Origin of the sequence: Mycolicibacter longobardus (assembly GCF_002102265.1) — a bacterium.
GTDB lineage: Bacteria > Actinomycetota > Actinomycetes > Mycobacteriales > Mycobacteriaceae > Mycobacterium > Mycobacterium longobardum.
Window position 1 is genome coordinate 1 of record NZ_LQPG01000030.1, and the last position, 21761, is coordinate 21761.

Sequence of the window (21761 nt, forward strand, 5' to 3'; positions counted from 1 at the left end):
GGCGGGGCCGGCGGGGTGGGCGGTGCCGGAGCCGGCGGCGGTGACGGCGGAGCCGGTGGCTGGTTCATGGGTCTGGGCGGTGTCGGCGGCGCGGGCGGTGCAGGTGCGGTCGGCGGTACCGGGGGTGTGGGAGTCGGCATGCTGCTCGGCACCGGAGGTACCGGCGGTGCCGGCGGCGACGGCGAGATCGGTGGTGCAGACGGCGGCGCCGGCAGTGTTGGCGGCGCGGGTGGTGTTGGTGGGGCCGGAAACTGGTGGATGGGCCGCGGCGGTGACGGCGGGTCGGGCGGGGACGGCGGCGCCGGTCTGGGCGGCATGTGGGGCGGCGACGGGGGCGCCGGTGGTACCGGTGGCGCGGGCGGCCTACTGTTGGGCCGAGGCGGCGACGGTGGCTATGGCGGCGCGGGCGGCGCGGGCGGCGTAGGCGGTTCGGCCGACAGCGGTGCGGGCGGCTTCGGTGGCGCGGCTGGTTTCCTGGGCGCCGCGGGCATCAGCGCGGCGCCGTACGTCGAGCAGACCCAGTGGGTGTCCTACGAAGACGGGACCAGCCTGCGGGTCTACCCGACCGACACCGCCCGGTCCGAGGCCGGTGAACCCGGCACGCTGCGGGAGGGCGAGCAGGCCTGGTCGGAGGTGGTGAAGCGCGACCCGAACGCCAACACACCCGGCATGCGCGCGCAGTTCCTGTGCCACTGGCAGTTCGCCGAGTTCATTCAGCCCGGTAAGACCAGCTGGAACCTGGAGCCGTGGCGTCCGGTGGTGAGCACCCTGGACATGCTCGCCAACGGCTGCAACCCCGGCGGCGCCGAGGAACCGTTCTAAATCCACACACCTTTACCGACGGCGACCACGCCGCCGGCACTGATGGAGAACCGCTCCCGGTCCTTCTCCAGGTCGACACCGATCATCTCGCCGGGTCCGACCACGACGTTCTTGTCCAGGATCGCGTGCCGGACAACCGCGCCGCGTCCCACCCGCGTACCGGGCATAATGACGCTGTCCTCCACGATCGCGCCGTCGTCGATCACCACGTTCGACGACAACACCGAGTTGCGCACCGAGCCCGCCGAGATGACGCTGCCCGCGCCCACCACCGACTCCTGCGCCGAGCCGCCGTTGACGAACTTCGCCGGCGCCAGGTTCTCGGTGGCGCCGTGAATGGGCCAGCGCGTGTTGTACAGGTTGAAGATCGGGTGCGCTGACACCAGGTCCATGTGCGCGTCGTAGAACGCGTCCAGGGTTCCGACGTCGCGCCAGTAGCCGCGGTCACGCTCGGTTGCGCCGGGCACCTCGTTGTCGGAGAAGTCGTAGACGGCGGCCAGCCCGTCGGTCACCAGGCGCGGCATGATGTCGCCGCCCATGTCGTGATCGGAGTGATCGTCGTCGGCGTCGGCACGGATTGCGTCGATCAGCACCTTGGTGGTGAACACGTAGTTGCCCATCGACACATACGTGCTGTCGGGATCATCGGGCGTTCCGGGCGGGTTCACCGGCTTCTCCATGAAGCCGCGGATCCGGCCGGAGTCGTCGGCGTCGATGCAGCCGAACGACGATGCCTCGGCGCGCGGCACCCGAACACCGGCGACCGTCGCCCCGGCTCCGCTGTCGATGTGGAAGTGCACCATCTGCTCGGGGTCCATCCGGTACACGTGGTCGGCGCCGAAGACCACGATGTAGTCCGGGTCTTCGTCGAAGATCAGGTTCAGCGACTGATAGATCGCGTCGGCCGACCCGGTGTACCAGCGCGGCCCGAGCCGCTGTTGGGCCGGCACCGGGGTGATGTACTCACCCGCCAGACCGCTCAACCGCCAATTCTGCGAGATGTGCCGGTCCAGCGAATGCGACTTGTACTGCGTCAGAACGCAGATCCGCAGGTAGCGCGCGTTGACCAGGTTCGACAGCACGAAGTCGATCAGCCGGTAGGCCCCCCCGAAGGGGACCGCCGGCTTGGCCCGGTCCACGGTCAGTGGGTGCAACCGCTTGCCCTCACCACCGGCCAGGACGATGCCCAGTACGTGCGGCACTTCCCTCATGGGCACAAACCTATCGGCCGCGTCGGAGCGCTGCCAGCCGACCGCGCGATTGTCGACGGTTCGTAACAGATTGCCGGTCGATCCGCTGCGCGGAGGACGGCCGGCGACCGCTACCGTGCGGGTTATGCGGGTAGCGATGCTGACTCGGGAATATCCCCCGGAGATCTACGGCGGTGCAGGTGTCCATGTCACCAACCTGGTGGAAGCCCTGCGACGGTTGTGCCACGTCGATGTGCACTGCATGGGCGCCCCCCGGCCGGGCGCGCAGGCGCATCAGCCCGATCCTGCGCTGCGGGACGCGAATCCGGCGCTGGGAACCCTGTCGGCCGACCTGACCATGGTCGACGCCGTCGCCGGGGCCGACGTCGTGCACTCCCACACCTGGTACACGGCCATGGCCGGCCGGCTGGCGGCGCTGCTGCACGACGTCCCGCATGTGCTGACCGCACATTCGCTGGAACCGCTGCGGCCCTGGAAGGCCGAGCAGTTGGGGGGCGGCTACCGGGTGTCGTCCTGGGCCGAGCGGGAGGCCACCACGGCCGCCGACGCCGTCATCGCGGTCAGCTCGGCTATGCGCGACGACCTGCTGCGGGTCTATCCGGACCTGCGACCCGACCGCGTGCACGTCATCTACAGCGGTATCGACACCGACGTGTGGCACCCGCAGCCGGTCGGGCCGGACTCGATGCCCGCCGAGCTCGGTGTCGACCCGGACCGGCCCATGGTGGCCTTCGTCGGACGGATCACCCGGCAGAAGGGCGTGGCCCATCTGGTGGCCGCCGCGCACGGGTTCCACCCCGACGCGCAACTGGTGCTGTGCGCCGGCGCCCCCGACACACCTGAGCTTGCCGACGAGGTCAGGGCCGCGGTCGCCGACCTGGCCGCGACGCGTAGCGGGGTGTTCTGGGTCCAGGAGACCCTACCGGCCCGACAGATCCGGGAATTGCTTTCGGCGGCAACGGTGTTCGTCTGTCCGTCGGTCTACGAGCCGTTGGGGATCGTAAATCTGGAGGCGATGGCCAGCGGCACCGCGGTGGTGGCGTCCGACGTCGGCGGCATACCGGAGGTGGTCACCGACGGCGTGACCGGCACCCTGGTCCACTACGACGCCGCCGACCCGGACGGCTATCACGCCGGCCTGGCCGAGGCGGTCAACGAGTTGATCACCGACCCGGACCTGGAGCGACGTTACGGCGACGCCGGCAGGCGCCGCTGCGAGGAGGTCTTTTCCTGGGCGCGGGTGGCCGAGCAGACCCTGGCCGTCTATCGGCAGGCGGGCCGCTAGCCACACCCCGGTCTAGCTGGTGACGGCTTTGAGTTCGTCGCCCAGCGCAGCGGCCTCGTCGGGAGTCAACTCGACGACCAGCCGTCCGCCACCCTCGAGCGGTACCCGCATCACGATGCCACGCCCCTCTTTGGTCGCTTCCAGTGGACCGTCACCGGTCCGGGGCTTCATCGCCGCCATCGAGTGCTCCCTCCAGGTACCAGCCCGCGGGCCGTGCCCTTAATCTGCGCCGGGTGTGCACCGCAGTCGCAGCGTCCGGCTTCGAACCGCAAATTCACTCCGCCATTCTCCCCTATCGGCGACGCTGCGTGCACAAGACCCGTTTCCGGATCGCATTTTAGTCCATCTAGGCAGTTGCCGACGGCACCCAACATGTCTGGACATGGTCGTCGACCATGCCGGTGGCCTGCATCAACGCATACGCAGTGGTGGGGCCGACGAATCGAAACCCGCGGCGCTTCAATTCGCGGGCCATCGCCGTCGATTCCGGCGTGACGGCCGGAATTTCCGACAGGGCCGCCGGACGAGGGCGGGGCGGCGGGGCGAATGACCACAAAAGCTCCGCCAAATCGGTGGATCCCAGATCGATGGTCGCCCGGGCGTTGGCGATCGTCGCCTCGATCTTGGCCCGGTTGCGCACGATGCCCGCGTCGCCCAACAGCCGCGCGACATCGGCGTCGGTGTAGCGCGCGATGGCCTCGACGTCGAAGTCGGCGAACGCGCGCCGGAAATTCTCCCGCTTGCGCAGGATCACCAGCCACGACAGCCCACTCTGGAAGGCCTCCAGGCTGACCCGCTCGAACAGCGCGGCCGGGTCGCGCACCGGACGGCCCCACTCCTGGTCGTGGTAGTCGCGGTACAGCTCCGAAGCGCTGTCGACCCAGCCGCACCGAACCAGGCCGTCGTCGGGCGCGCGGCTCAACTCGACTCCGCCGAGTTCCCGGCGGTCGACTGCGCCGCGGCGAGCTGCCCGCGCAGCTGGTCGAGCTCGGCTCCGAGGCGTTCCAGCACCCAGTCCACCTCGCCGGTGTTGTAACCGCGCAGCACCTGGGAGAACTTGACCGCATCGACGTCAGCGCCGGTGACGCCCGAAGCCGGCAGCATGGTCGCCGTGGTCGCCCGCGGCAACGGCGGCAGCTGCTCACCCCGGCCGAACAGCACGCTGGCCACCCCGAACAGCAGCAGCGCGGTGAGGACGAGCACAACGAGATACAGCAACACCAGTGTCACGGCATCGATAGTGCCTCATCCGGCGAGTTCACGACCACCACCGCGATGGGTCAGCGCTGGCGCAGCGTGTTCATCGGCGGCCGGTCGACCAGCGACAGCGGCGTGGTGCGTGGCAGAAAGTCCACCCCGTCCGGACCGTCGGCTACGTACTGGGTGAGCCCCACCCCCGAGTCCGGGACTCCGCACCGCGACAGCAGGGTGGCCACGACTTGACGGCTCATCACGGCCAGCTCCGCCAGCGGGCGGTTGCGGTGAGCCCGCACCCCCAGGTTGACCTGGGCGATGGCCTCCAGACCCAACCGGTCGTAGGTGTCGATCAGCAGCCCGATCTCCACCCCGTAGCCGGGCGCGAACGGTACGGACGCCAGGAGCTCGCGGCTGCCCGCGTATTCACCGCCCAGCGGCTGCAGCACCGCGCCCAGATCCGGCCGCAGCGCGGTCAGCAGCGGCCGGGCGACCAGCTCGGTGACCCGGCCACCACCGGTGGCGTCCTCGGTGCCGTTGACCTTCAGCGGCCGCCGGTAGAAGCCCTTGACCAGGTGGATGCCGTCACCGGTGAGCAGGGGCCCCACCAGGTTGGGCACGAACATCGGGTCGGGGTCGATGAGGTCGGAGTCCACGAACACCACGATGTCGCCGCTGGTCGCGGCCAGCGACCGCCACAGCGCCTCACCCTTGCCGGGCTGCGGCGCGACCTCGGGAACCGCCTGCTCGCGGCTGACGACGCGGGCCCCTGCGGCGATGGAGCGGATCTCGGTGTCGTCGGTGGATCCGGAGTCCAGCACGATGAGTTCGTCGACCAGGTTGTCGACCAGTGGGGTGATGCTGTCGATGACCGATTCGATGGTGGCCTGCTCGTTCAACGCGGGCAGCACCACCGAGATGGTGCGGCCGGTCTTGGCCTTGGCCGCCAACAGCTCGGCGACCGTCCAGTCCGGACGGCTCCAGGTGCGCCCGGCCAGCCGGGTGTCACCCGGTGCTGCCACCAGGTCGGTCATGCCAATCCCCTTACTGTGCGGGTCGGGGCCCGCACGCCCTGGATCGATGCCACCATCTCCAGTACGCGCCGGGTCGGCCCGACCTCGTGAACCCGAAACATCCGGGCTCCGGCGGCCGCCGCCAACGCGGTGGCCGCCAACGTTCCCTCCAGCCGTTCGGTCAGACCCACACCAAGAGTCTCCCCGATGAAGTCTTTGTTGGAGAGCGCCATCAGCACCGGCCATCCGGTACCGACCAAGTCCTCCGTGTGTCGCAACAACGCTAGCCCGTGGAAGGTGTTCTTGCCGAAATCATGGGTCGGGTCGATCAGCACGCGGTCGCGCGCCACCCCGGCCGCGACCGCGCGTTCCGCGGCCGCGGTGACCTCGCTGATCACCGCTTTCACCACCCCGTCGACGCTGGTGCCGTAGCTCACCCGGAACGGGCGGGTGCGCGGCTGCGCACCCCCGGTGTGCGAACAGACCAGGCCCGCGCCGAATTCCGCGGCGACCGCGGGCAGCTCCGGGTCGACTCCGCCCCAGGTGTCGTTGATCAGGTCGGCGCCGGCCGCGCAGGCCCGTTTGGCCACCTCAGCGCGCCAGGTGTCGACGCTGATCAGCTGGTCCGGATAGGCGCTGCGCAGCCACTCGATGAACGGAACCACCCGGGCGGTCTCGGTGTCGACGTCGACCGTCTCTCCCGGCCCGGCTTTGACCCCGCCCACATCGATGACGTCGGCGCCGTCGGCCACCGCCCGGTGCACCGCGGACTTGGCCGCCTCGTCGGTGAAGGTGGCGCCCGCGTCGTAGAAGGAGTCCGGGGTGCGGTTGACGATCGCCATGATCAGCGCGCGATCTACCGCCACCGGACGACCGCAAAGGGTGGACTGCACCCATCTATGGTGCCCGGTGGGTGTGGCGCCGCAATGCTCAGCCCTGTTCCGCCGAAACCGACGTTTTGCAGAGAAAGTTCGAGTGACGGCCTGCAAAACGTCGGTCTGGGCGCAGGGGTACGGACCTCAGCCCTGGGGTCGCTTACCGGCGGCCACTTCGCCGGGGTAGTCGGCGTAGTAGGGCACGTACCCCTCCTCGCGCCCGGCCAGCACATACAGCGGGTCGGTCACGTCGGCGCCGTAGGCCTGCTCCCGCAGCTCCACCTTGCGACTCTTGAACGTCGTGGTGTGCGCCATCGACTCCACCAGCCGCACGAACAGCGGCGCCGCGTAAGAGGGCAGCTGTTCGTAGACGGTGCGGGCCAACCCGGCCCCGTCGAAGCTGGCGCCCTCACGCAGTTTGACCGCGGCCATCCCGGCCCGGCCGCCGGTGTGCGGCACCTCGACGCCGTAGACGGCGCATTCCTCAACCGACTCGTCGGCGGACAGCGCGGCCTCGACCTGCGTGGTGGCGACGTTCTCGCCCTTCCACCGGAAGGTGTCACCGAGCCGGTCGACGAACGCGGCGTGCCCCATGCCCTGCGGGCGCATCAGGTCACCGGTGTTGAACCAGCAGTCCCCGTCCCGGAAGGCGTTGCGCACCAGCTTCTTCTCGTTGGCCTCCGGGTCGGTGTAGCCGTCGAACGGCGAGAATCGGTTCACCGGACTCAGCAGCAGCCCGGGCTGCCCCGCCGGCACCCGGCGCACCCAGCCGTCCTCGCCGCGCACCGGCTGACCGGTGTCGGGGTCGTACTGCACGTAGGCCAGCGGCATCGGATACAAGCCGGTGCTGCGCGGCACGTTCAACACGTTGAGGAAAGCACTGTTGCTCTCGCTGGCGGCGTAGAACTCGCAGACCCGCTTGATGCCGAATCGGTGGGTGAACTCGTCCCAGATCTCCGGGCGGAGCCCGTTGCCGGCGATCACCCTTATCTTGTGGGCACGATCGGTCGCCTTGGCCGGCTGATTGAGCAGGTAGCGGCAGAGCTCGCCGATGTAGACGAACGCCGTCGCGTCGGCGGCGATGACCTCATCCCAGAACCGCGAGGCGGAGAACGACTTCCCCAGCGCCAGCGTCGCACCGGCGTTGAGCACCGAGGACACCGCGACCGTCAGCGCATTGTTGTGGTAGAGCGGCAGGCAGCAGTACAGCGTGTCGGTGCCGCGCAGTCGCAGCCCGATGCCGCCGAATGTCGCCAACGCACGCAGCCACCGGTAGTGGGTCATCACGCTGGCCTTGGGATAACCGGTGGTGCCCGAGGTGAAGATGTAGAACGCGGTGTCCTTGGCCAGCACCGCGTTGACCGACGCGGGGTTGCCGGCGGGCGCCGCGGCCCCCAGCCGTTCCAGATCCTCGATGGTGATCGGCGAGGCCTGGGCACCGCTGTCTTTCACGGCCTCGACCAGATCGGACTCCGCGACCAACAGCTTGGAGTCCAGCAGTCCGAGGCTGTGGGCCAGCACGTCGCCACGCTGGTGATAGTTGAGCATGCCGGCCACCCCGCCGCATTTGGCGACGGCCAGCATCATCAGCACCGCGTTGGGCGAGTTGCGCAGCATGATCCCGACCACGTCGCCATGGCCGACGCCGCGAGCGGCCAGCACAGCGGCATAGCGATTGACGGTCTCGTTGGCCTCGCGATAGGTCAGCTGCTGGTAGCCGAACCGGATGAAGACCCGGTCGCTGAACCGCGCCGCCCGGTCCTGGAAGACTTTGCCGATCGACGACTTGGAGGTGGGTTGGGCCAGCAGTCCGGTCCGCAGCCCGCGCAGGATCCCCGGCGCGTCGGGCAACAGCCTGGGCACCCGGGTCACCACGTCGATAAGTCCCACCCGAGTGACGGTGCCGGAGTTGTGATCGGACACGCTGTTCCCCCGTTTTCCCACGATTCGGCCGAGGACCCAGTCGATCGCCAGCCCGGCGGAGCCGGGCGCAGCGGGTCGCCTGCGAAGGCTCAGCCTAATCGGTACCGGAGGTACCGGGTGAACAGGCGTCCAGCGCCGCCTCCATCTCGTCGAACACCAGCAGCCGCTTCATCGCACGCCCGGACACGTAGCCGGTATCGACCAGCCCGAACAGCCAGTTCCACAGCCCCGCGTAGTGACCGTCCGGGTCGAACAGCACCACCGGTTTGTCATGCATGCCCAGATGCCCGGCGGTCCACGCTTCGAACATCTCTTCCAGCGTGCCGATCCCGCCCGGCAGGGTCAGGAAGGCATCGGCGCGTTCGTCCATCACCTGTTTGCGCTCACGCATGGTGTCGGTGACGATCAGCTCGTCGGCCTCCACATCGGCGACCTCGCGGTGCAGCAGAGCTTTCGGGATCACCCCGACGGTGCGGCCGCCGCGCTCCCGGGCGGCCACGGCCAGCGCACCCATCGCCGAGACGTTGCCGCCACCCCACACCAGCGTCCAGCCGCGCTCGGCGATCGCCACTCCGACCTTGGCGGCCAGCGCCAGCAGGGCCGGATCAGTCGGGCCGGACGCGCAGTAGACACACACCGCCCATTCAGTCGACCGCACAACCGAAAGGTTAACCGGCGGGTGGCCGGAGTCCGTAAAATCTCCGCGATGCCCATCCGGTGGAACGTCCCCGAACATTCGGCGGCCCTGCACCGGCTCACCACGGCGCTGGACGCCGACGGGGCGGGCGCGGTGGTGCTCGGCCCGGACGGGTGCGGCAAGTCCACCCTGGCCCGGTTGGCCGCCGAAGACCATGCTCGCCGCCACCCGGGCACCCACGTCCGGTGGGTGATCGGCACCCCCGCCGAGCGCGCGGTGCCGTTCGGCGCCGTCAGCCATCTGGTTCAGGTGGCCGACATCGGCAAACCCGCCGCGCTGCTGCGGGCGGCGCGGGCCTCGCTGGCCGCTGCGGATCCTGACGGCGGCGACCTGCTGCTGGTGGTCGATGACGCCCATCAGCTCGACATCCTGTCGGCGACGCTGGTCTACCAGCTGGCGCTGACCGGTGCCGCCCGGATGATCGTGACCGGACGCGCCGATTCCGCACCTGCGGCCCCGGCGCCCATCGCCGCGCTGTGGGGCGACGATCTGCTGTCCCGCATCGACATCGCCGCACCCGACCAGGCAACCGCCGTCGACGATGTCGAAGCCTTCGTGGCCGGGTTGCCGGCCTCCGCGCGCTCGGTGCTGGACTACCTGGCCGTCTTCGAGCCGCTGGCGCTGGCCGACCTGTCCCGGCTTGCCGGTGACGACGCGGTCCGTCAGGCCGAGGAGCTCGGAGCCGTGGAGACCCGGGCCAGGGGCGGGCGCGGACCGGACCCGGTGGTCTACACCGCGCACCCGTTGTTCGCCGAGCGGGCCCTCCACGCGCTGGGCGGCCGCGACGGGCAGGCCGCTCGCGCACGGCGCGCCGAGGTGGTCACCGTGCTGGCCGAACGGCCATGCGAGCACGTCGGCGAGCAGTTACGGCTGGCCGCGCTGGCCGCCGACAGCGACGCACCCCAGCCCGCCGCGGCCGTGGTGGACGCTGCGCAACAGGCGCTGCGGCTGGGGGATCTGGCACTCGGCGAGCGCCTGGCCCGCAATGCTCTGGACCGCGCGGAGGGACTGCCGGCCCGGCTGGCGCTGGCGCATGCGCTGGCCTGGCAGGGGCGGGGGCGAGACGCCGACGCCGTGTTGTCTGCGGTCGACCCGGCCGGGTTGGCCGAGCCGGAGTTGATGGCCTGGGCGCTGCCGCGGGCCGCCAACCAGTTCTTCATGCTGGGCGAACCCGAACGGGCGACGGCGTTTCTGGCCGCCACCCGCGGCCGGGTCGCCAACCCGGGCCCGCGCATCACCCTGGACGCCCTCGGTGCCACCTTCGCGATGAACGCCGGCAACATCGGCCGCGCCGCCGAAGCAGCCACCGCGGTGCTGGCCGACCCGGCCGCCGACGACATGGCATTGGCCTGGGCGGGCAGCGCTGCGGCGCTGTGTGCGGCGCGGGCCGGCCGATTCGACGAGGTCGAGCCGTTGGCACGCCGCGCGCTGGACGCCGAACACCCCGGGGTGCTGCGGTTCACCATCGGGTTGGCTCAGATCACCGTGCTGCTGATGACGGACCGGCTCGCCGAAGCACGCGAACTCGCCTGGCAGTTCACCGATTTCGCCGAGCTGTCTCAACCCGGCCGGGCGATCGGCGAGGTGCTGGTGGCGCAGGTGCTGATCGCGGCCGAAGAATTCGAGGCGGCGACCAAGCTGCTGATTCCGGCCGCGGCCACCCTGGAGCGCACCGGCTACTCGTGGGGGCCGCTGTCGCTGACGCTGTTGGCCACCGCACTGGCCCGACAGTCCGATATCGCCGGCGCGGCAAAGACGTTGAGTCGAGCCGAATCCCGGCACGGAACCAAATCGGCGCTGTTCGCCCCGGAGCTGGGTGTGGCGCGCGCTTGGCAACGAGCCGGCGTGCGCGACCAACACGGCGCCATCACCGCGGCCCGCGAGGCCGCCCGGATGGCCGAACGCACCGGACAGTCGGCGGCCGCGTTGCAGGCCTGGCACACGGCCGTCCGGCTCGGCGATGCCCGCGCCGCCGACCCGTTGACCCGGCTCTGCGAAGAAGTCGACTGCGCCTTCGGCCGGACCGCGCTGGCCGCGGCCCGGGCCCTGGGAGGCTAGGACCGACCCGCGCGGCGGGCCGCTGGTGCCGAGTGGGCATCTGACAACGCGACATGAGCGTGTGCCGTGAAATTACCGCTCGCGGGAATCTCCGGGCCTTAGCCGGAGAGGAAACCCCGCAGCAGCTCGGCCACCGCACTGATCTGCTCGACCGGCACCCGCTCGTCGACGGTATGGGCGAGATTCGGATCGCCCGGCCCGTAGTTCACCGCGGGGATGCCGCGGGCGGCGAATCGGGATACGTCGGTCCAGCCGTACTTGGCCCGCACCCGGCCGTCGGCGGCGGCCACCAGGGCGGCCGCGGCGGGCGCGGTGAGCCCCGGCAGGGCTCCGGCGGCGGAATCGGTCTGCTCGATCGTCACGTCCAGGCCGTCGAACACCTCCCGCACGTGGGTCAGCGCCTGGTCGGGGGTGCGGTCGGGGGCGAAGCGGAAGTTCACCGTGACCGCGGCCGAGTCCGGGATGACGTTGCCGGCCACCCCGCCGTCGATGCGCACGGCCGACAGGCCCTCGCGGTACACGCAGCCGTCGATGTCGACGCTGCGCGGCTGGTAGGCGGCGAGCCGATCCAGCACCGCTCCCAGTTTGTGGATGGCGTTGTCGCCCAGCCAGGACCGCGCCGAATGCGCCCGGGTGCCCGCGGCACCGATGACGACCCGCAGCGTGCCTTGGCAGCCGGCCTCGATGTAGCCGCCGGTGGGCTCACCGAGAACGGCGACGTCGGCCACCAGCCAGTCAGGCAGGTTGCGCTCGATGCGGCCCAGCCCGTTGGCGGCCGCCTCGATCTCCTCGCAGTCATAGAAGACGCAGGTCAGGTCATGTGCGGGCTCGACGACGGTGGCGGCCAGGTGCAGGAAGACGGCGACACCGGATTTCATGTCGACGGTCCCGCAGCCGTGCAGCACATCGCCTTCGGCACCGGTGGTGCGCCGGCTGGGCAGGTTGCCGGCCACCGGGACGGTGTCCAGATGCCCGGCCAACAGCACCCGGGTCGGGCGCCCCAGTCGGGTGCGGGCCAGTACCGCATCGCCGTCGCGGACGATCTCGAAGCCGGAGGTCTGCACCCGCAGCGCGGCTTCGACCTCGTCGGCGATCCGCGCTTCGTGCCGCGACTCGCTGGGGATGTCCACCAGCGCCGCGGTCAGGGCAATCGGGTCGGAGCGCAGGTCCAGCACGGACTCAGACTAGCCGCCCAGGTAGCCTGACCGGCGTGACTGGAGCTTGGGGCGTCGGAGTGGCGACGCTGGCCGCAGACGGATCGGTACTCGACACCTGGTTTCCCGCACCGGAGTTGGGCGGGTCGGGTCAGCCCGGTACCACCCGGCTCCCGACGGACGATGTGCCCGCCGATCTCGCCGGGCTACTCGGGCGTGATGAGGACCGCGGCACCGAAACGGTGGCGGTGCGCACCGTGATCGGTTCGCTGGACGACGCCGCCGTCGACGCCTATGACGCCTACCTGCGACTGCACCTGCTGTCGCACCGGCTGGTGGTACCGCACGGACTCAACGCCGGCGGGCTGTTCGGGGTGCTGACCAACGTGGTGTGGACCAACCACGGACCGTGCGCGGTCGAAGGCTTCGAATCCGTGCGGGCCCGGCTGCGCCGCCGCGGTCCGGTGACCGTCTACGGGGTGGACAAGTTCCCGCGCATGGTCGATTACGTGCTGCCGTCCGGGGTGCGCATCGCCGACGCCGACCGGGTGCGGCTGGGTGCGCACCTGGCGACCGGCACCACGGTGATGCACGAGGGATTCGTCAACTTCAACGCCGGCACACTGGGCGCCTCGATGGTCGAGGGCCGTATCTCGGCGGGCGTGGTGGTCGGCGACGGCTCCGACGTCGGAGGCGGGGCGTCCATCATGGGCACGCTGTCCGGGGGTGGGACACAGGTGATTTCGATCGGCAAGCGCTGCCTGCTGGGGGCGAACGCCGGGCTGGGCATCCCGCTGGGCGACGACTGCGTGGTCGAGGCCGGGCTGTATGTCACCGCCGGGACCAAGGTCACCCTGCCCGACGGCACCACGGCCAAGGCCCGCGACCTGGCCGGCGGGAACAACCTGTTGTTCCGCCGCAACTCACAGACCGGTGCGGTCGAGGTGGTGGCCCGCGACGGTCAGGGCATCGCGCTCAACGAAGACCTGCACGCCAACTGACCCATCACGGGCGACCCGCTGCGCCCGGCTCCGCCGCGCTTGCGATCGCGGCAAGCCCTACAGCATCGCCCTGCTGATCTTGTCGCTGTCTTTCCCGATCGTCTTGCAGTAGGCGCTGACCGCCACGCGCGTCCCGGTGAGCTCCAGATTGGACGGTTCGCCGCCGTTCTTGTCCTTGAGCATCTTGGCGACCACGGAGCGCTGCTTCTCGTCGTCGTGGCTGTTGAATTCGCCGCAGGTGGTGTCGCCGCCCTTGTTGATGACCTTCTCCACCTCCGAGCACCCGCCGAGCAGGAAGGTCGCGCAGGCGAGCACGGTGACGGCGGCAAGACTGAATCGCGTCCGAGGTATCACGTGGCCACCCTTCTGGTTTCGGTTCACGCAAGCGCGAGCCTACGTCAGCAGTGCCTTCTTGAGTACCTTTCCCATCGCGTTGCGCGGCAGGGCATCCACCATCCGCACCTCGCGCGGCCGTTTGTGCACCGAAAGTTGTTGGGCCACATATTCGATCAGCTCGTCAGGTTGCGCAGATCGGTCCGGCGAAGCGACCACGAACGCGACGATCCGCTGGCCCAGGTCCTCATCCGGCAGCCCGACGACGGCCACCTCGGCCACCGCGGGATGGCCCAGCAGTGCGGTCTCGATCTCGCCGGCGCCGACCCTGAATCCGCCGGACTTGATCAGATCGACCGATTCGCGCCCGACGATCCGGTGCATACCGTCGGCGTCGATCACCGCGACATCCCCGGTGCGGTACCACCCGTCGGCGTCAACGGCTTCGGCGGTGGCATCGGGCCGGTTGAGGTATCCGTTGAACAGGGTCGGCCCGCGCACCAGAAGCCGTCCGATGGTCTCTCCGTCGTGGGGCACCGGTCCGCCGTCGTCGTCGACGAGCCGGGTCTGCACCCCGCGCAACGGCAGGCCCACCCACCCCGGGCGGCGCTCACCGTCAGCACGGGTGCTCAGCGTGATCAGCGATTCGGTGCTGCCGTACCGCTCGACGGGAGCGTGGCCGGTGAGGGCGACGAGCCGGTCGAACACCGGAACCGGCAGCGCCGCACTGCCCGACACCAGCAACCGGGCCGGCCGCAGCGCCTCGGCGGCACTCCCGTCGGCCACCACCCGGGACCAGACGGTGGGTACCCCGAAATACAGCGTGCCGCGCGCGGCGGCGTAGGCCTGTGGGGTCGGTTTTCCGGTGTGCACGAAGCGATTTCCCATTCGCAGGGATCCCAGCAGGCCCAATACCAGACCGTGCACGTGATACAGCGGCAGACCGTGCACCAGGACGTCGTCGGGTGTCCACTGCCAGGCTTCGGCCAGCGCATCGAGGTCGGCCGCCAGCGCCCGCCGGCTCAACTGCACGCCCTTGGGCGGCCCGGTGGTGCCGGAGGTGTAGATGACCAGCGCGGTGTCGTTTTCCGGCGGTTCAGCGAGGCTCGACGAAGGAGAGGCGAAGCTGGGACCGCCGCATGAACCCGGCGGTTCAACGAGGCTCGACGAAGGAGAGGCGACGCTGGTGCGCACCGGGACGTGCGGCAGGCCGGCGAGGTCATCGGGCCGCTCCCCCAACCAGGCCTGCGCGCCCGAGTCGCGAAGGATGTGCGCGCGTTCGGCGACGCCGACGTCGGCGGGCACCGGCACCATCGGCACCCCCGCGAGCAGGCAGCCGGCGACCGCCAGCACGGTTGGCGCCGTCGGGGTGGCCAGCACCGCGACCCGCTGCGCGCCACCGAGGTCTTGGTGTGCCGCAGCGGAAGCAGCGCTCAATTCGGCTCGGCTCAGCACCGTGTTGTCGATACGGACCGCATCGGCGATGTCCGGCGCGTTCGAGTCATCGGGAGCCAGCGAGGTCAGCAGCATCTGGGGGACGTTACCGAATCGGCAAGCCGGAGCGACCACGGCCGATCGACCGGACCACGGCCGCCGCTGCGGTGGTATCAACGAGTTTGTTCCACTAAATTTGCGGCAAATCCTCCGGGCAACTCCTCAAGGAGAGGGACACCCATGCACGACCGGTCCGGCCGGCCCCGCGGCGCCAATCGCAGCCAGCGGTTGCCGCGCAATCAGCAGCGGGACCGGGTGCTGCGACTGGTGGGCGCCGCCGAGGGTGCGGTGGATGCCGCGGAGCTCGCCGAGCGGATGAACCTGCACGTGACCACGGTGCGGTTCCACCTGGACGCGTTGTGCGAGGACGGAGCGGTCGCGCGCACCCGGATCAAACGTGACGGCGTCGGCCGTCCCCGCACCGGCTACATCGCCGTTCGGGAGCGGCTGGACTACCGCGGTCTCGCCGAGATCCTGGCCATGGAACTCGGCGACACCGCCGCCGAACGCCGGGAGCGCGCCGAGCGGGCGGGTCGGCGCTGGGCCGAGCGGATCCTGGCCTCCAACGCCCCGACCGATCCCGCCAGGCCGAACGGCACGGCGCCGGTGACCGGCATCGATGACTGCGCCGACCAGATCGCCGGGATCTTCGAGCGCATGGGATTCGGCCCCGAGCTCACCGTGAGCCCCGACAGCGCCGACGGCCGGCGCGAGTGCGTCATCCGGCTGCACGCCTGCCCGGTTCGCGAGTTGGCGCAGTCACACCCGGAAGTCAGCTGCGCCATGCACCTGGGCCTGTTGCGCGGGCTGCTCACCGGCAACAACGTTGCCGGTGGCGGCGCCGCCCTGGAGCCGTTTGTGGAGCCGGAGATGTGCGTCGCCAGGCTGATCGGCCGATAGCGGGCGTCAGTCCGTGGTCGCGTCGGCGAATTCGCAGAACGCGGTGTAGGCACGGGCCCCGTAAATGGTGGCCGGACCGCCGTGCATGAGAATGCTGACGCCGATGGCCTCGGCAGCCTCCTGTTTGGTGGCCCCGGCGCGCGCCGCGGCACGTGCGTGCGAGGCGATGCAGCCGTCGCAGCCCTGCACCACACCCATCGCCATCGCCATCAACTCTTTGACCTTGCGCTCCAACGCCCCTGATTCGAACGTGGCCTTGCTCATTTCGCCGAATCCCTGGTAGACGCCGGGGATCTGCTGTCGCAGGTCGCGATGCTGCGGGTTCAGTTCGTTGAGGACTTCCTGGTAGTGACTCATACCCCCCAGGGTATCAGATTCTAGGGTGCCGCCATGTGCGGGTAACGATGATCGGTGGGCGGGACGAAGGTCTCTTTGATGGTTCGCGCCGACGTCCAGCGCAGCAGGTTCAACGGCGACCCGGCCTTGTCGTTGGTGCCCGAGTTGCGCGAGCCGCCGAACGGCTGCTGCCCCACCACCGCCCCGGTCGGTTTGTCGTTGACGTAGAAGTTGCCGGCGGCGAACCGCAGCCGTTGCAGTGCCGCGCGCACCGCGTGCCGGTCCTCGGCGATGACCGCCCCGGTCAGCGCATAGCGCGATCCGGTGTCGACGAGCTCGAGGATCTCCTCGTAACGCTCGTCGGGGTAGACGTGCACCGACAGCAGCGGGCCGAAGTATTCGCAGCTGAACATCTCGTCGGCCGGATCATCGGAGAGCAGCACCGTGGGCCGCACGAAATAACCCACACTGTCGTCGTAGTCACCGCCGACAGCGATCGTGACACCGGCGGCGGACTTGGCGCGCTCGATGGCGCGCACGTTCTTGGCGAACGCCCGCCCGTCGATGAGCGCACCCCCGAAGTTGGTCAGGTCGGTGACATCGCCGTAGCGCAGCTCCGCGGTGGCGGCCAGCAGGTCGTCGCCGACCCGCCGCCACAGCGAGCGGGGGATGTATGCCCGCGAGGCGGCCGAGCACTTCTGGCCCTGGTAGTCGAAGGCCCCGCGAATCAGCGCGGTACGCAGCACATCCGGCTGCGCCGAAGCGTGCGCCACCACGAAGTCCTTGCCGCCGGTCTCCCCCACCAGCCGGGGATAGCTGCCGTACCGGTCGATGTTGACACCCACCTGGCGCCACAGCGCGCGGAAGGTGTCCGTCGATCCGGTGAAGTGGATTCCGGCCAGCCGCGAATCCGCCAGCGCCACTTCCGAGACGGCGTACCCGTCTCCGGTGAGCAGGTTGATCACCCCCGGCGGCAGCCCGGCCTCTTCCAGCAGCTGCATGGTCAGGTACGCGGCGAGGGTCTGGGTGACGGACGGCTTCCAGATCACCGTGTTGCCCATCAGCGCCGGCGCCGTCGGCAGGTTTCCGGCGATCGAGGAGAAGTTGAACGGGGTGATGGCGTAGACGAACCCGTCCAGCGGCCGGTAATCGGTGCGGTTCCACACTCCCGGGCTGCTCAGCGGTTGCTGCGCCAGGATGTGGCGGGCGAACGCGACGTTGAACCGCCAGAAGTCGATGAGCTCGCACGGTGCGTCGATCTCGGCCTGATAGACGGTCTTGGACTGCCCGAGCATGCTCGCGGCGGCGATGGTCTCTCGCCACGGCCCGGCCAGCAGGTCGGCGGCCCGCAGGAAGATCGCCGCGCGCTCGTCGAACGGGGTTGCCGCCCAGTCGTTCTTGGCGGCAGCGGCGGCTTCGACCGCGGTGGTGGCGTCGGCGTGGGTGGCGTTGGTCAGGGTGCCCAGCACCGCGGCGTGCCGGTGCGGTGCGACGACGTCGATGCGCACGCCGTCGCCCATCCGATGCCGGCCGGCGATGACGTGCGGCAGGTCGCGCGGTTGGTCGGCGAGCGCGGCCAGGGCGGTGCGCAGCCGGGTGCACTCGGCCGAATCCGGAGCGTAGTCGTGCACCGGCTCGTTGACCGGAACTGGTACTTCGGTGATGGCGTCCATAACCCAGGATGCGCCCGGATGCGCCGCCGCGCCCGTGATTCAGCCGGTTGTGTGGGCGACGGCGATCTCCGCGGCCAGCCGCGCATTGGCCAGCACCAAGGCGACGTTGGCGGCCACCGACCCGCCGCGGGTCTCGCGGTGGAAGTGGTCGAGCAGGAACGGGGTGACCTCCTTGCCGCGTACCCCGGCCGCCTCGGCGGCGGCCAACCCGTCGGCCAGCACCCGGTCGTGCAGTGCGCGGTCCAGTTCGGCGTCGGCGGAGATCGGATTGGCCAGCACCAGCCCGTAGCCGTCGGTGCCCAGCCGGGTCCGGGCGCGCAGCACCGCGGCGGCCTGCGCCGGACTCTGAACCTGCCAGTCGATCCGGTGACCGGAGTCGGCGAGATAGAAGGCCGGGAAGCGATCGGTGCGGTAACCGATCACCCCCACGCCGAGGGTCTCCAGCCGCTCCAGCGTGGCACCGATGTCCAGGATCGACTTGACCCCCGAACACACCACCAGCACCGGGGTGCGCGACAACGCCGCGAGGTCCGCCGACTCGTCCCAATTCTCGCGTGCCCCGCGGTGCACACCGCCCAGCCCGCCGGTGGCGAACACCGTGATGCCCGCCGTCGCCGCCAGGTGTGCGGTTGAGGCCACCGTGGTCGCGCCGTCGCCGCCCGCGGCAGCCAGCATGGCGATCTCGCGGACACTGACTTTGACCACGCCGGTGCCGGTGGCGATGCGATGCAGCGCGTCGTCGTCGAGACCGAGGTGGGGCTGGCCGCCGATGATCGCGATGGTGGCGGGCACGGCGCCGCCGGAGCGCACGGCGTTCTCGATCTCGCGCGCGATACGCAGATTGTCCGGGCGCGGCAGACCGTGGCTGATGATGGTGCTCTCCAGCGCCACCACGGCTCGGCCGGCGGCCAGCGCATCGGCGACTTCGGGATGGACGCGCACGACACCACCCTAAGGCGCTGTTGCTCCCGGCTTGGCACCCGATCTTGTCGGGATGTGCTGGTAGCGTCCGCGCCAACTCCGGGAACACAGGGAGGTGTGGTGCTCGACCAGCGATGCGGGTTGGCGGGGTACGCCGCTGCCGTCGCTGCCATGGTGGTTCTGCTGTTGGTCGCGCCGGCCGGCACCGTTCCCGCCGACCCGGTTGTGGTCGGTGCCGCCGATGGTTCCGCCGCGCTGGCCAAGCTCGACGCCCTGCCGATCAAGGGCCGCGCACCCAAGACCGGCTATTCGCGTGCCATGTTCGGACCCGCGTGGAGCGACGACGTGACGGTGCCCGGCGGACGTAACGGCTGCGACACCCGTAACGACATCCTGCGCCGCGACCTGGTCGACCTCGAGATCAAGCCGGGCACCAATGACTGCGTGGTGCTGTCGGGTGTACTGAACGACCCTTACACCGGCACCGCCATCGAGTTCCAGCGCGGCCCCGGCACCTCTCCGCAAGTGCAGATCGACCACGTCGTGGCGTTGTCGGACGCCTGGCAGAAGGGCGCCCAGCAGTGGGATGAGCAGACCCGCCGGAACTTCGCCAACGATCCGCTGAACCTGCAGGCCACCAGCGGCCCGACCAACCACCAGAAGGGGGACGGCGACGCAGCAACGTGGTTGCCGCCCAACAAGTCCTACCGCTACGCCTTCGTATCGCGCATCGTCGACATCAAGGCCACCTACGGGCTGTGGGTCACCCAGGCCGAACACGACGCGATCGCCCGAATTCTGAGCGACGGCTCCGGTGCGCCGGACCTGCCGCCGCCACCCGAGGCGCCGCCACCCGAACCGCCGCCGGCCGAGCCGCCGCCGGCCGAGCCGGTGCCGTTCGTCGCCGCTCCGGTGGACGGGCCTCCGGTGTACTTTCCGAGCTGCGCGGCGGCCCGCGCCGCCGGCGCCGCCCCGATACTGGCCGGCCAACCGGGATATCGCCCCGGGTTGGACCGCGACGGCGACGGCGTCGCCTGCGAGTAGACGCTCGGCGCGGCGAGGGCTAACCCAGCCGGGCGGCGGCCGCGGCGATCCGCTCGTCGGTGGCGGTGAGCGCGACCCGGACATGCTGCGCGCCGGCCGGCCCGTAGAACTCTCCGGGGGCCACCAGAATGCCGCGCTGCGCCAGCCACTCGACGCTGCTGCGGCACGCCTCGCCGCGGGTGGCCCACAGGTAGAGCCCGCCCTGCGAGAAATCGACGGTGAATCCGGCCGCCTGCATAGCCGGCAGCAGCGTCGCGCGGCGGCGCGCGTAGCGGTCGCGTTGTTCGCGCTCGTGCGCGTCGTCGTCCAAGGCCGCGACCATCGCCGCCTGAACCGGAGTCGGCACCATCATCCCGGCGTGTTTGCGCACCGCCAGCAGTTCAGCCACCACGGCGGCGTCCCCGGCCACGAACCCGGCCCGATAACCCGCCAGCGACGAAGTCTTGGACAGCGAATGCACCGCCAGCAGTCCGCGGTGGTCGCCGTCGCACACCGCCTGGTGCAGCACCGACCGCGGCTCGGCGTCCCAGCCCAGGCCCAGGTAGCACTCATCGGAGACCAGCAGCACGTCGTGCTCGCGGGCCCAGCCCACGACGGCACGCAGCTCGCTCTCGGTCAGGATGGCGCCGGTCGGGTTGCTCGGTGAGTTCAGATACACCAGGGCCGGCGGCGGACCGTCGAGCAGTTGGGGCGCGTCGCTGCGCACCCACCGGGCTCCGGCCAACCGGGCGCCCACCTCGTAGGTCGGGTAGGCCAGTTCGGGGACGACCACCACCTGCTCATGGCCCAGACCGAGCAGGGTGGGCAGCCAGGCGATGAGCTCCTTGGTGCCGATCACCGGCAGCACCGCCGACTCGGCTACCCCGGTGATTCCGTAGCGGCGCTCCAGCGCCGCCGACGCCGCGGTACGCAGGGCGGCGGTCCCGGCGGTGGTGGGATAGCCCGGCGCTGAAGATGCTGCGGCCAGGGCGTCGCGGATGACGGAGGCGACGGGATCGACGGGGGTGCCGACGGACAGGTCCACGATGCCGTCGGGGTGAGATCTGGCCAGCGCCGTCGCCTCGGCCAGGGTGTCCCACGGGAAGGTGGGCAGCGCGGCCGACCTGCCGCCGGGTACGGGACTCACGGGGCTGCGTCGAGGCGCGGTGGATTCATCGGTTTCTGATAGTAAAGGCCGCCGTTTCAAGGCAGCCAGCTCCGGTCACCGGCACTATGCGCCCAGTTGCAGTGCAACAAGTTGCATAGGTAGCCCGGTGCTGCCTATGCTCACGCACGTGGCCCTTCCCCACGCGATCCTGGTGTCGCTTCGCGAGCAGTCCGGCTCCGGCTACGAGCTCGCCCATCGCTTCGACCGCTCGATCGGCTACTTCTGGAGCGCTACCCACCAGCAGATCTACCGCACCCTGCGGACCATGGAAGCCGACGGCTGGGTGCACGTCACCGAGGTCACCCAGCACGGCCGCCCGGACAAGAAGGTCTACACCGTGGCCGAAGCCGGCCGGGCCGAGTTGGCCCGCTGGATCGCGGCTCCGCTGTCCGGCCGCGGGAGCTCGGTGGTGGACAACCGGCTGCGTGAGCTGGCGGTCAAGATCCGCGGCGCCGGAAACGGCGACCTCGCCGCGGTGCGCGAGCAGGCCGCCGCGCTGCGCGCCGAGCGCGCCGAACGGCTCGACGTCTACCGCGCCCTGGCGAAGAGGCAGTTCCCGAATCCAGGCTCGCTGTCCGGCGCCGCGCTGCACCAGTACCTGGTGTTGCGCGGCGGCATCCGGGCGGAGGAAGGCGCGATCGACTGGCTCGACGAAGTTGAGGAAGCACTGCGGTGAAGGC

22 protein-coding genes are annotated in these 21761 nt (G+C 70.3%); 7 read left to right on the top strand and 15 right to left on the bottom strand.

Annotated elements, in window-relative coordinates:
- On the top strand, positions 1-822 hold an 822-nt coding region (locus AWC16_RS25200; RefSeq protein ID WP_085265752.1), incomplete at its 5' end, for a DUF2599 domain-containing protein.
- On the opposite strand, the gene glgC is transcribed toward AWC16_RS25200, so the two are convergent.
- The gene (gene glgC / locus AWC16_RS16055; protein ID WP_085265753.1) at positions 819-2033 is read right to left on the bottom strand and encodes a glucose-1-phosphate adenylyltransferase; all 1215 of its coding nucleotides are present in this window, start codon (positions 2031-2033) and stop codon (positions 819-821) included. The genes AWC16_RS25200 and glgC overlap by 4 nt on opposite strands.
- A 124-nt stretch (positions 2034-2157) precedes the next feature.
- Here glgC and glgA point away from each other — a divergent pair, with 124 nt between their 5' ends.
- Complete coding sequence (gene glgA, locus AWC16_RS16060; RefSeq protein ID WP_085265754.1) at positions 2158-3318, top strand: glycogen synthase; 1161 nt, start codon at positions 2158-2160, stop codon at positions 3316-3318.
- Positions 3319-3330: 12 nt separating this feature from the next.
- Here the strand turns inward: glgA and AWC16_RS16065 are convergent, their stop codons facing one another.
- From AWC16_RS16065 to AWC16_RS16095, 7 genes are all read right to left on the bottom strand, one after another.
- On the bottom strand, positions 3331-3498 hold the full coding sequence (locus AWC16_RS16065; protein WP_003885506.1) for a DUF3117 domain-containing protein: 168 nt from the start codon (positions 3496-3498) through the stop codon (positions 3331-3333).
- A 166-nt stretch (positions 3499-3664) separates the two neighbouring features.
- Positions 3665-4240: a DNA-3-methyladenine glycosylase I gene (locus tag AWC16_RS16070; RefSeq protein ID WP_085265755.1), complete on the bottom strand. Its 576-nt coding sequence runs from the start codon at positions 4238-4240 to the stop codon at positions 3665-3667.
- Entirely contained in the window at positions 4237-4548 is a 312-nt protein-coding gene (locus AWC16_RS16075; RefSeq protein WP_085265756.1) for a DivIVA domain-containing protein, read from the bottom strand. The genes AWC16_RS16070 and AWC16_RS16075 overlap by 4 nt, the downstream gene beginning before the upstream one ends.
- A 50-nt stretch (positions 4549-4598) precedes the next feature.
- Positions 4599-5546 (bottom strand): glucosyl-3-phosphoglycerate synthase, encoded by a 948-nt coding sequence (locus AWC16_RS16080; protein WP_085265757.1) that lies wholly within the window; start codon positions 5544-5546, stop codon positions 4599-4601.
- Positions 5543-6367, bottom strand: a complete 825-nt coding sequence (gene folP, locus AWC16_RS16085; protein WP_234812311.1) for a dihydropteroate synthase — start codon at positions 6365-6367, stop codon at positions 5543-5545. Before folP ends, AWC16_RS16080 begins: the two co-directional genes overlap by 4 nt.
- A gap of 177 nt (positions 6368-6544) precedes the next feature.
- On the bottom strand, positions 6545-8323 hold the full coding sequence (gene fadD6, locus AWC16_RS16090; RefSeq protein WP_085265878.1) for a long-chain-acyl-CoA synthetase FadD6: 1779 nt from the start codon (positions 8321-8323) through the stop codon (positions 6545-6547).
- A 94-nt stretch (positions 8324-8417) separates the two neighbouring features.
- Positions 8418-8981, bottom strand: a complete 564-nt coding sequence (locus tag AWC16_RS16095) for an LOG family protein (protein ID WP_234812303.1) — start codon at positions 8979-8981, stop codon at positions 8418-8420.
- Between the two features lie 48 nt (positions 8982-9029).
- Between AWC16_RS16095 and AWC16_RS16100 the strand changes: the two genes are divergently transcribed.
- Positions 9030-11078 (top strand): AAA family ATPase, encoded by a 2049-nt coding sequence (locus AWC16_RS16100; RefSeq protein WP_085265880.1) that lies wholly within the window; start codon positions 9030-9032, stop codon positions 11076-11078.
- A gap of 98 nt (positions 11079-11176) precedes the next feature.
- On the opposite strand, the gene dapE is transcribed toward AWC16_RS16100, so the two are convergent.
- The gene (gene dapE, locus AWC16_RS16105; RefSeq protein ID WP_085265759.1) at positions 11177-12253 is read right to left on the bottom strand and encodes a succinyl-diaminopimelate desuccinylase; all 1077 of its coding nucleotides are present in this window, start codon (positions 12251-12253) and stop codon (positions 11177-11179) included.
- A 26-nt stretch (positions 12254-12279) separates the two neighbouring features.
- Between dapE and dapD the strand changes: the two genes are divergently transcribed.
- On the top strand, positions 12280-13233 hold the full coding sequence (dapD, locus tag AWC16_RS16110; RefSeq protein WP_109561460.1) for a 2,3,4,5-tetrahydropyridine-2,6-dicarboxylate N-succinyltransferase: 954 nt from the start codon (positions 12280-12282) through the stop codon (positions 13231-13233).
- 57 nt (positions 13234-13290) lie between these two features.
- Here dapD and AWC16_RS16115 read toward each other — a convergent pair whose 3' ends face one another.
- Positions 13291-13614: a hypothetical protein gene (locus tag AWC16_RS16115; protein WP_409370630.1), complete on the bottom strand. Its 324-nt coding sequence runs from the start codon at positions 13612-13614 to the stop codon at positions 13291-13293.
- Positions 13615-13626: 12 nt separating this feature from the next.
- Positions 13627-15096: an acyl-CoA synthetase gene (locus tag AWC16_RS16120; protein ID WP_085265761.1), complete on the bottom strand. Its 1470-nt coding sequence runs from the start codon at positions 15094-15096 to the stop codon at positions 13627-13629.
- Between the two features lie 144 nt (positions 15097-15240).
- On the opposite strand from AWC16_RS16120, the gene AWC16_RS16125 reads away from it, so the two are divergent.
- A complete protein-coding gene (locus tag AWC16_RS16125; protein WP_085265762.1) occupies positions 15241-15960 on the top strand; it encodes a helix-turn-helix transcriptional regulator in 720 nt (239 codons plus the stop codon).
- A gap of 6 nt (positions 15961-15966) precedes the next feature.
- Here AWC16_RS16125 and AWC16_RS16130 read toward each other — a convergent pair whose 3' ends face one another.
- Genes AWC16_RS16130 through AWC16_RS16140 form a run of 3 tightly spaced genes read right to left on the bottom strand, consistent with a single transcriptional unit; the run spans position 15967 to position 18911 of the window.
- Positions 15967-16317, bottom strand: coding sequence for a carboxymuconolactone decarboxylase family protein (locus AWC16_RS16130; protein WP_085265763.1), 351 nt, complete (start codon positions 16315-16317; stop codon positions 15967-15969).
- Between the two features lie 20 nt (positions 16318-16337).
- Positions 16338-17969 (bottom strand): L-glutamate gamma-semialdehyde dehydrogenase, encoded by a 1632-nt coding sequence (pruA, locus tag AWC16_RS16135; RefSeq protein ID WP_085265764.1) that lies wholly within the window; start codon positions 17967-17969, stop codon positions 16338-16340.
- A gap of 39 nt (positions 17970-18008) precedes the next feature.
- Positions 18009-18911, bottom strand: coding sequence for a pseudouridine-5'-phosphate glycosidase (locus AWC16_RS16140; RefSeq protein ID WP_085265765.1), 903 nt, complete (start codon positions 18909-18911; stop codon positions 18009-18011).
- A gap of 150 nt (positions 18912-19061) precedes the next feature.
- On the opposite strand from AWC16_RS16140, the gene AWC16_RS16145 reads away from it, so the two are divergent.
- A complete protein-coding gene (locus AWC16_RS16145) occupies positions 19062-19934 on the top strand; it encodes a GmrSD restriction endonuclease domain-containing protein (RefSeq protein WP_109561454.1) in 873 nt (290 codons plus the stop codon).
- Between the two features lie 19 nt (positions 19935-19953).
- Here the strand turns inward: AWC16_RS16145 and dapC are convergent, their stop codons facing one another.
- On the bottom strand, positions 19954-21060 hold the full coding sequence (dapC, locus tag AWC16_RS16150) for a succinyldiaminopimelate transaminase (RefSeq protein WP_085265766.1): 1107 nt from the start codon (positions 21058-21060) through the stop codon (positions 19954-19956).
- Between the two features lie 148 nt (positions 21061-21208).
- On the opposite strand from dapC, the gene AWC16_RS16155 reads away from it, so the two are divergent.
- Entirely contained in the window at positions 21209-21757 is a 549-nt protein-coding gene (locus tag AWC16_RS16155) for a PadR family transcriptional regulator (protein WP_085265883.1), read from the top strand.
- Positions 21758-21761 lie beyond the last annotated feature (4 nt).

Coding starts and splice junctions, on each gene's coding strand:
- glgC (WP_085265753.1), bottom strand. CDS start 2,033: ATGAGGGAAGTGCCGCACGTACTGGGCATCGTCCTGGCCGGTGGTGAG.
- glgA (WP_085265754.1), top strand. CDS start 2,158: ATGCGGGTAGCGATGCTGACTCGGGAATATCCCCCGGAGATCTACGGC.
- AWC16_RS16065 (WP_003885506.1), bottom strand. CDS start 3,498: ATGGCGGCGATGAAGCCCCGGACCGGTGACGGTCCACTGGAAGCGACC.
- AWC16_RS16080 (WP_085265757.1), bottom strand. CDS start 5,546: ATGACCGACCTGGTGGCAGCACCGGGTGACACCCGGCTGGCCGGGCGC.
- folP (WP_234812311.1), bottom strand. CDS start 6,367: ATGGCGATCGTCAACCGCACCCCGGACTCCTTCTACGACGCGGGCGCC.
- AWC16_RS16100 (WP_085265880.1), top strand. CDS start 9,030: ATGCCCATCCGGTGGAACGTCCCCGAACATTCGGCGGCCCTGCACCGG.
- AWC16_RS16120 (WP_085265761.1), bottom strand. CDS start 15,096: ATGCTGCTGACCTCGCTGGCTCCCGATGACTCGAACGCGCCGGACATC.
- AWC16_RS16125 (WP_085265762.1), top strand. CDS start 15,241: ATGCACGACCGGTCCGGCCGGCCCCGCGGCGCCAATCGCAGCCAGCGG.
- AWC16_RS16130 (WP_085265763.1), bottom strand. CDS start 16,317: ATGAGTCACTACCAGGAAGTCCTCAACGAACTGAACCCGCAGCATCGC.
- pruA (WP_085265764.1), bottom strand. CDS start 17,969: ATGGACGCCATCACCGAAGTACCAGTTCCGGTCAACGAGCCGGTGCAC.
- AWC16_RS16145 (WP_109561454.1), top strand. CDS start 19,062: ATGGTGGTTCTGCTGTTGGTCGCGCCGGCCGGCACCGTTCCCGCCGAC.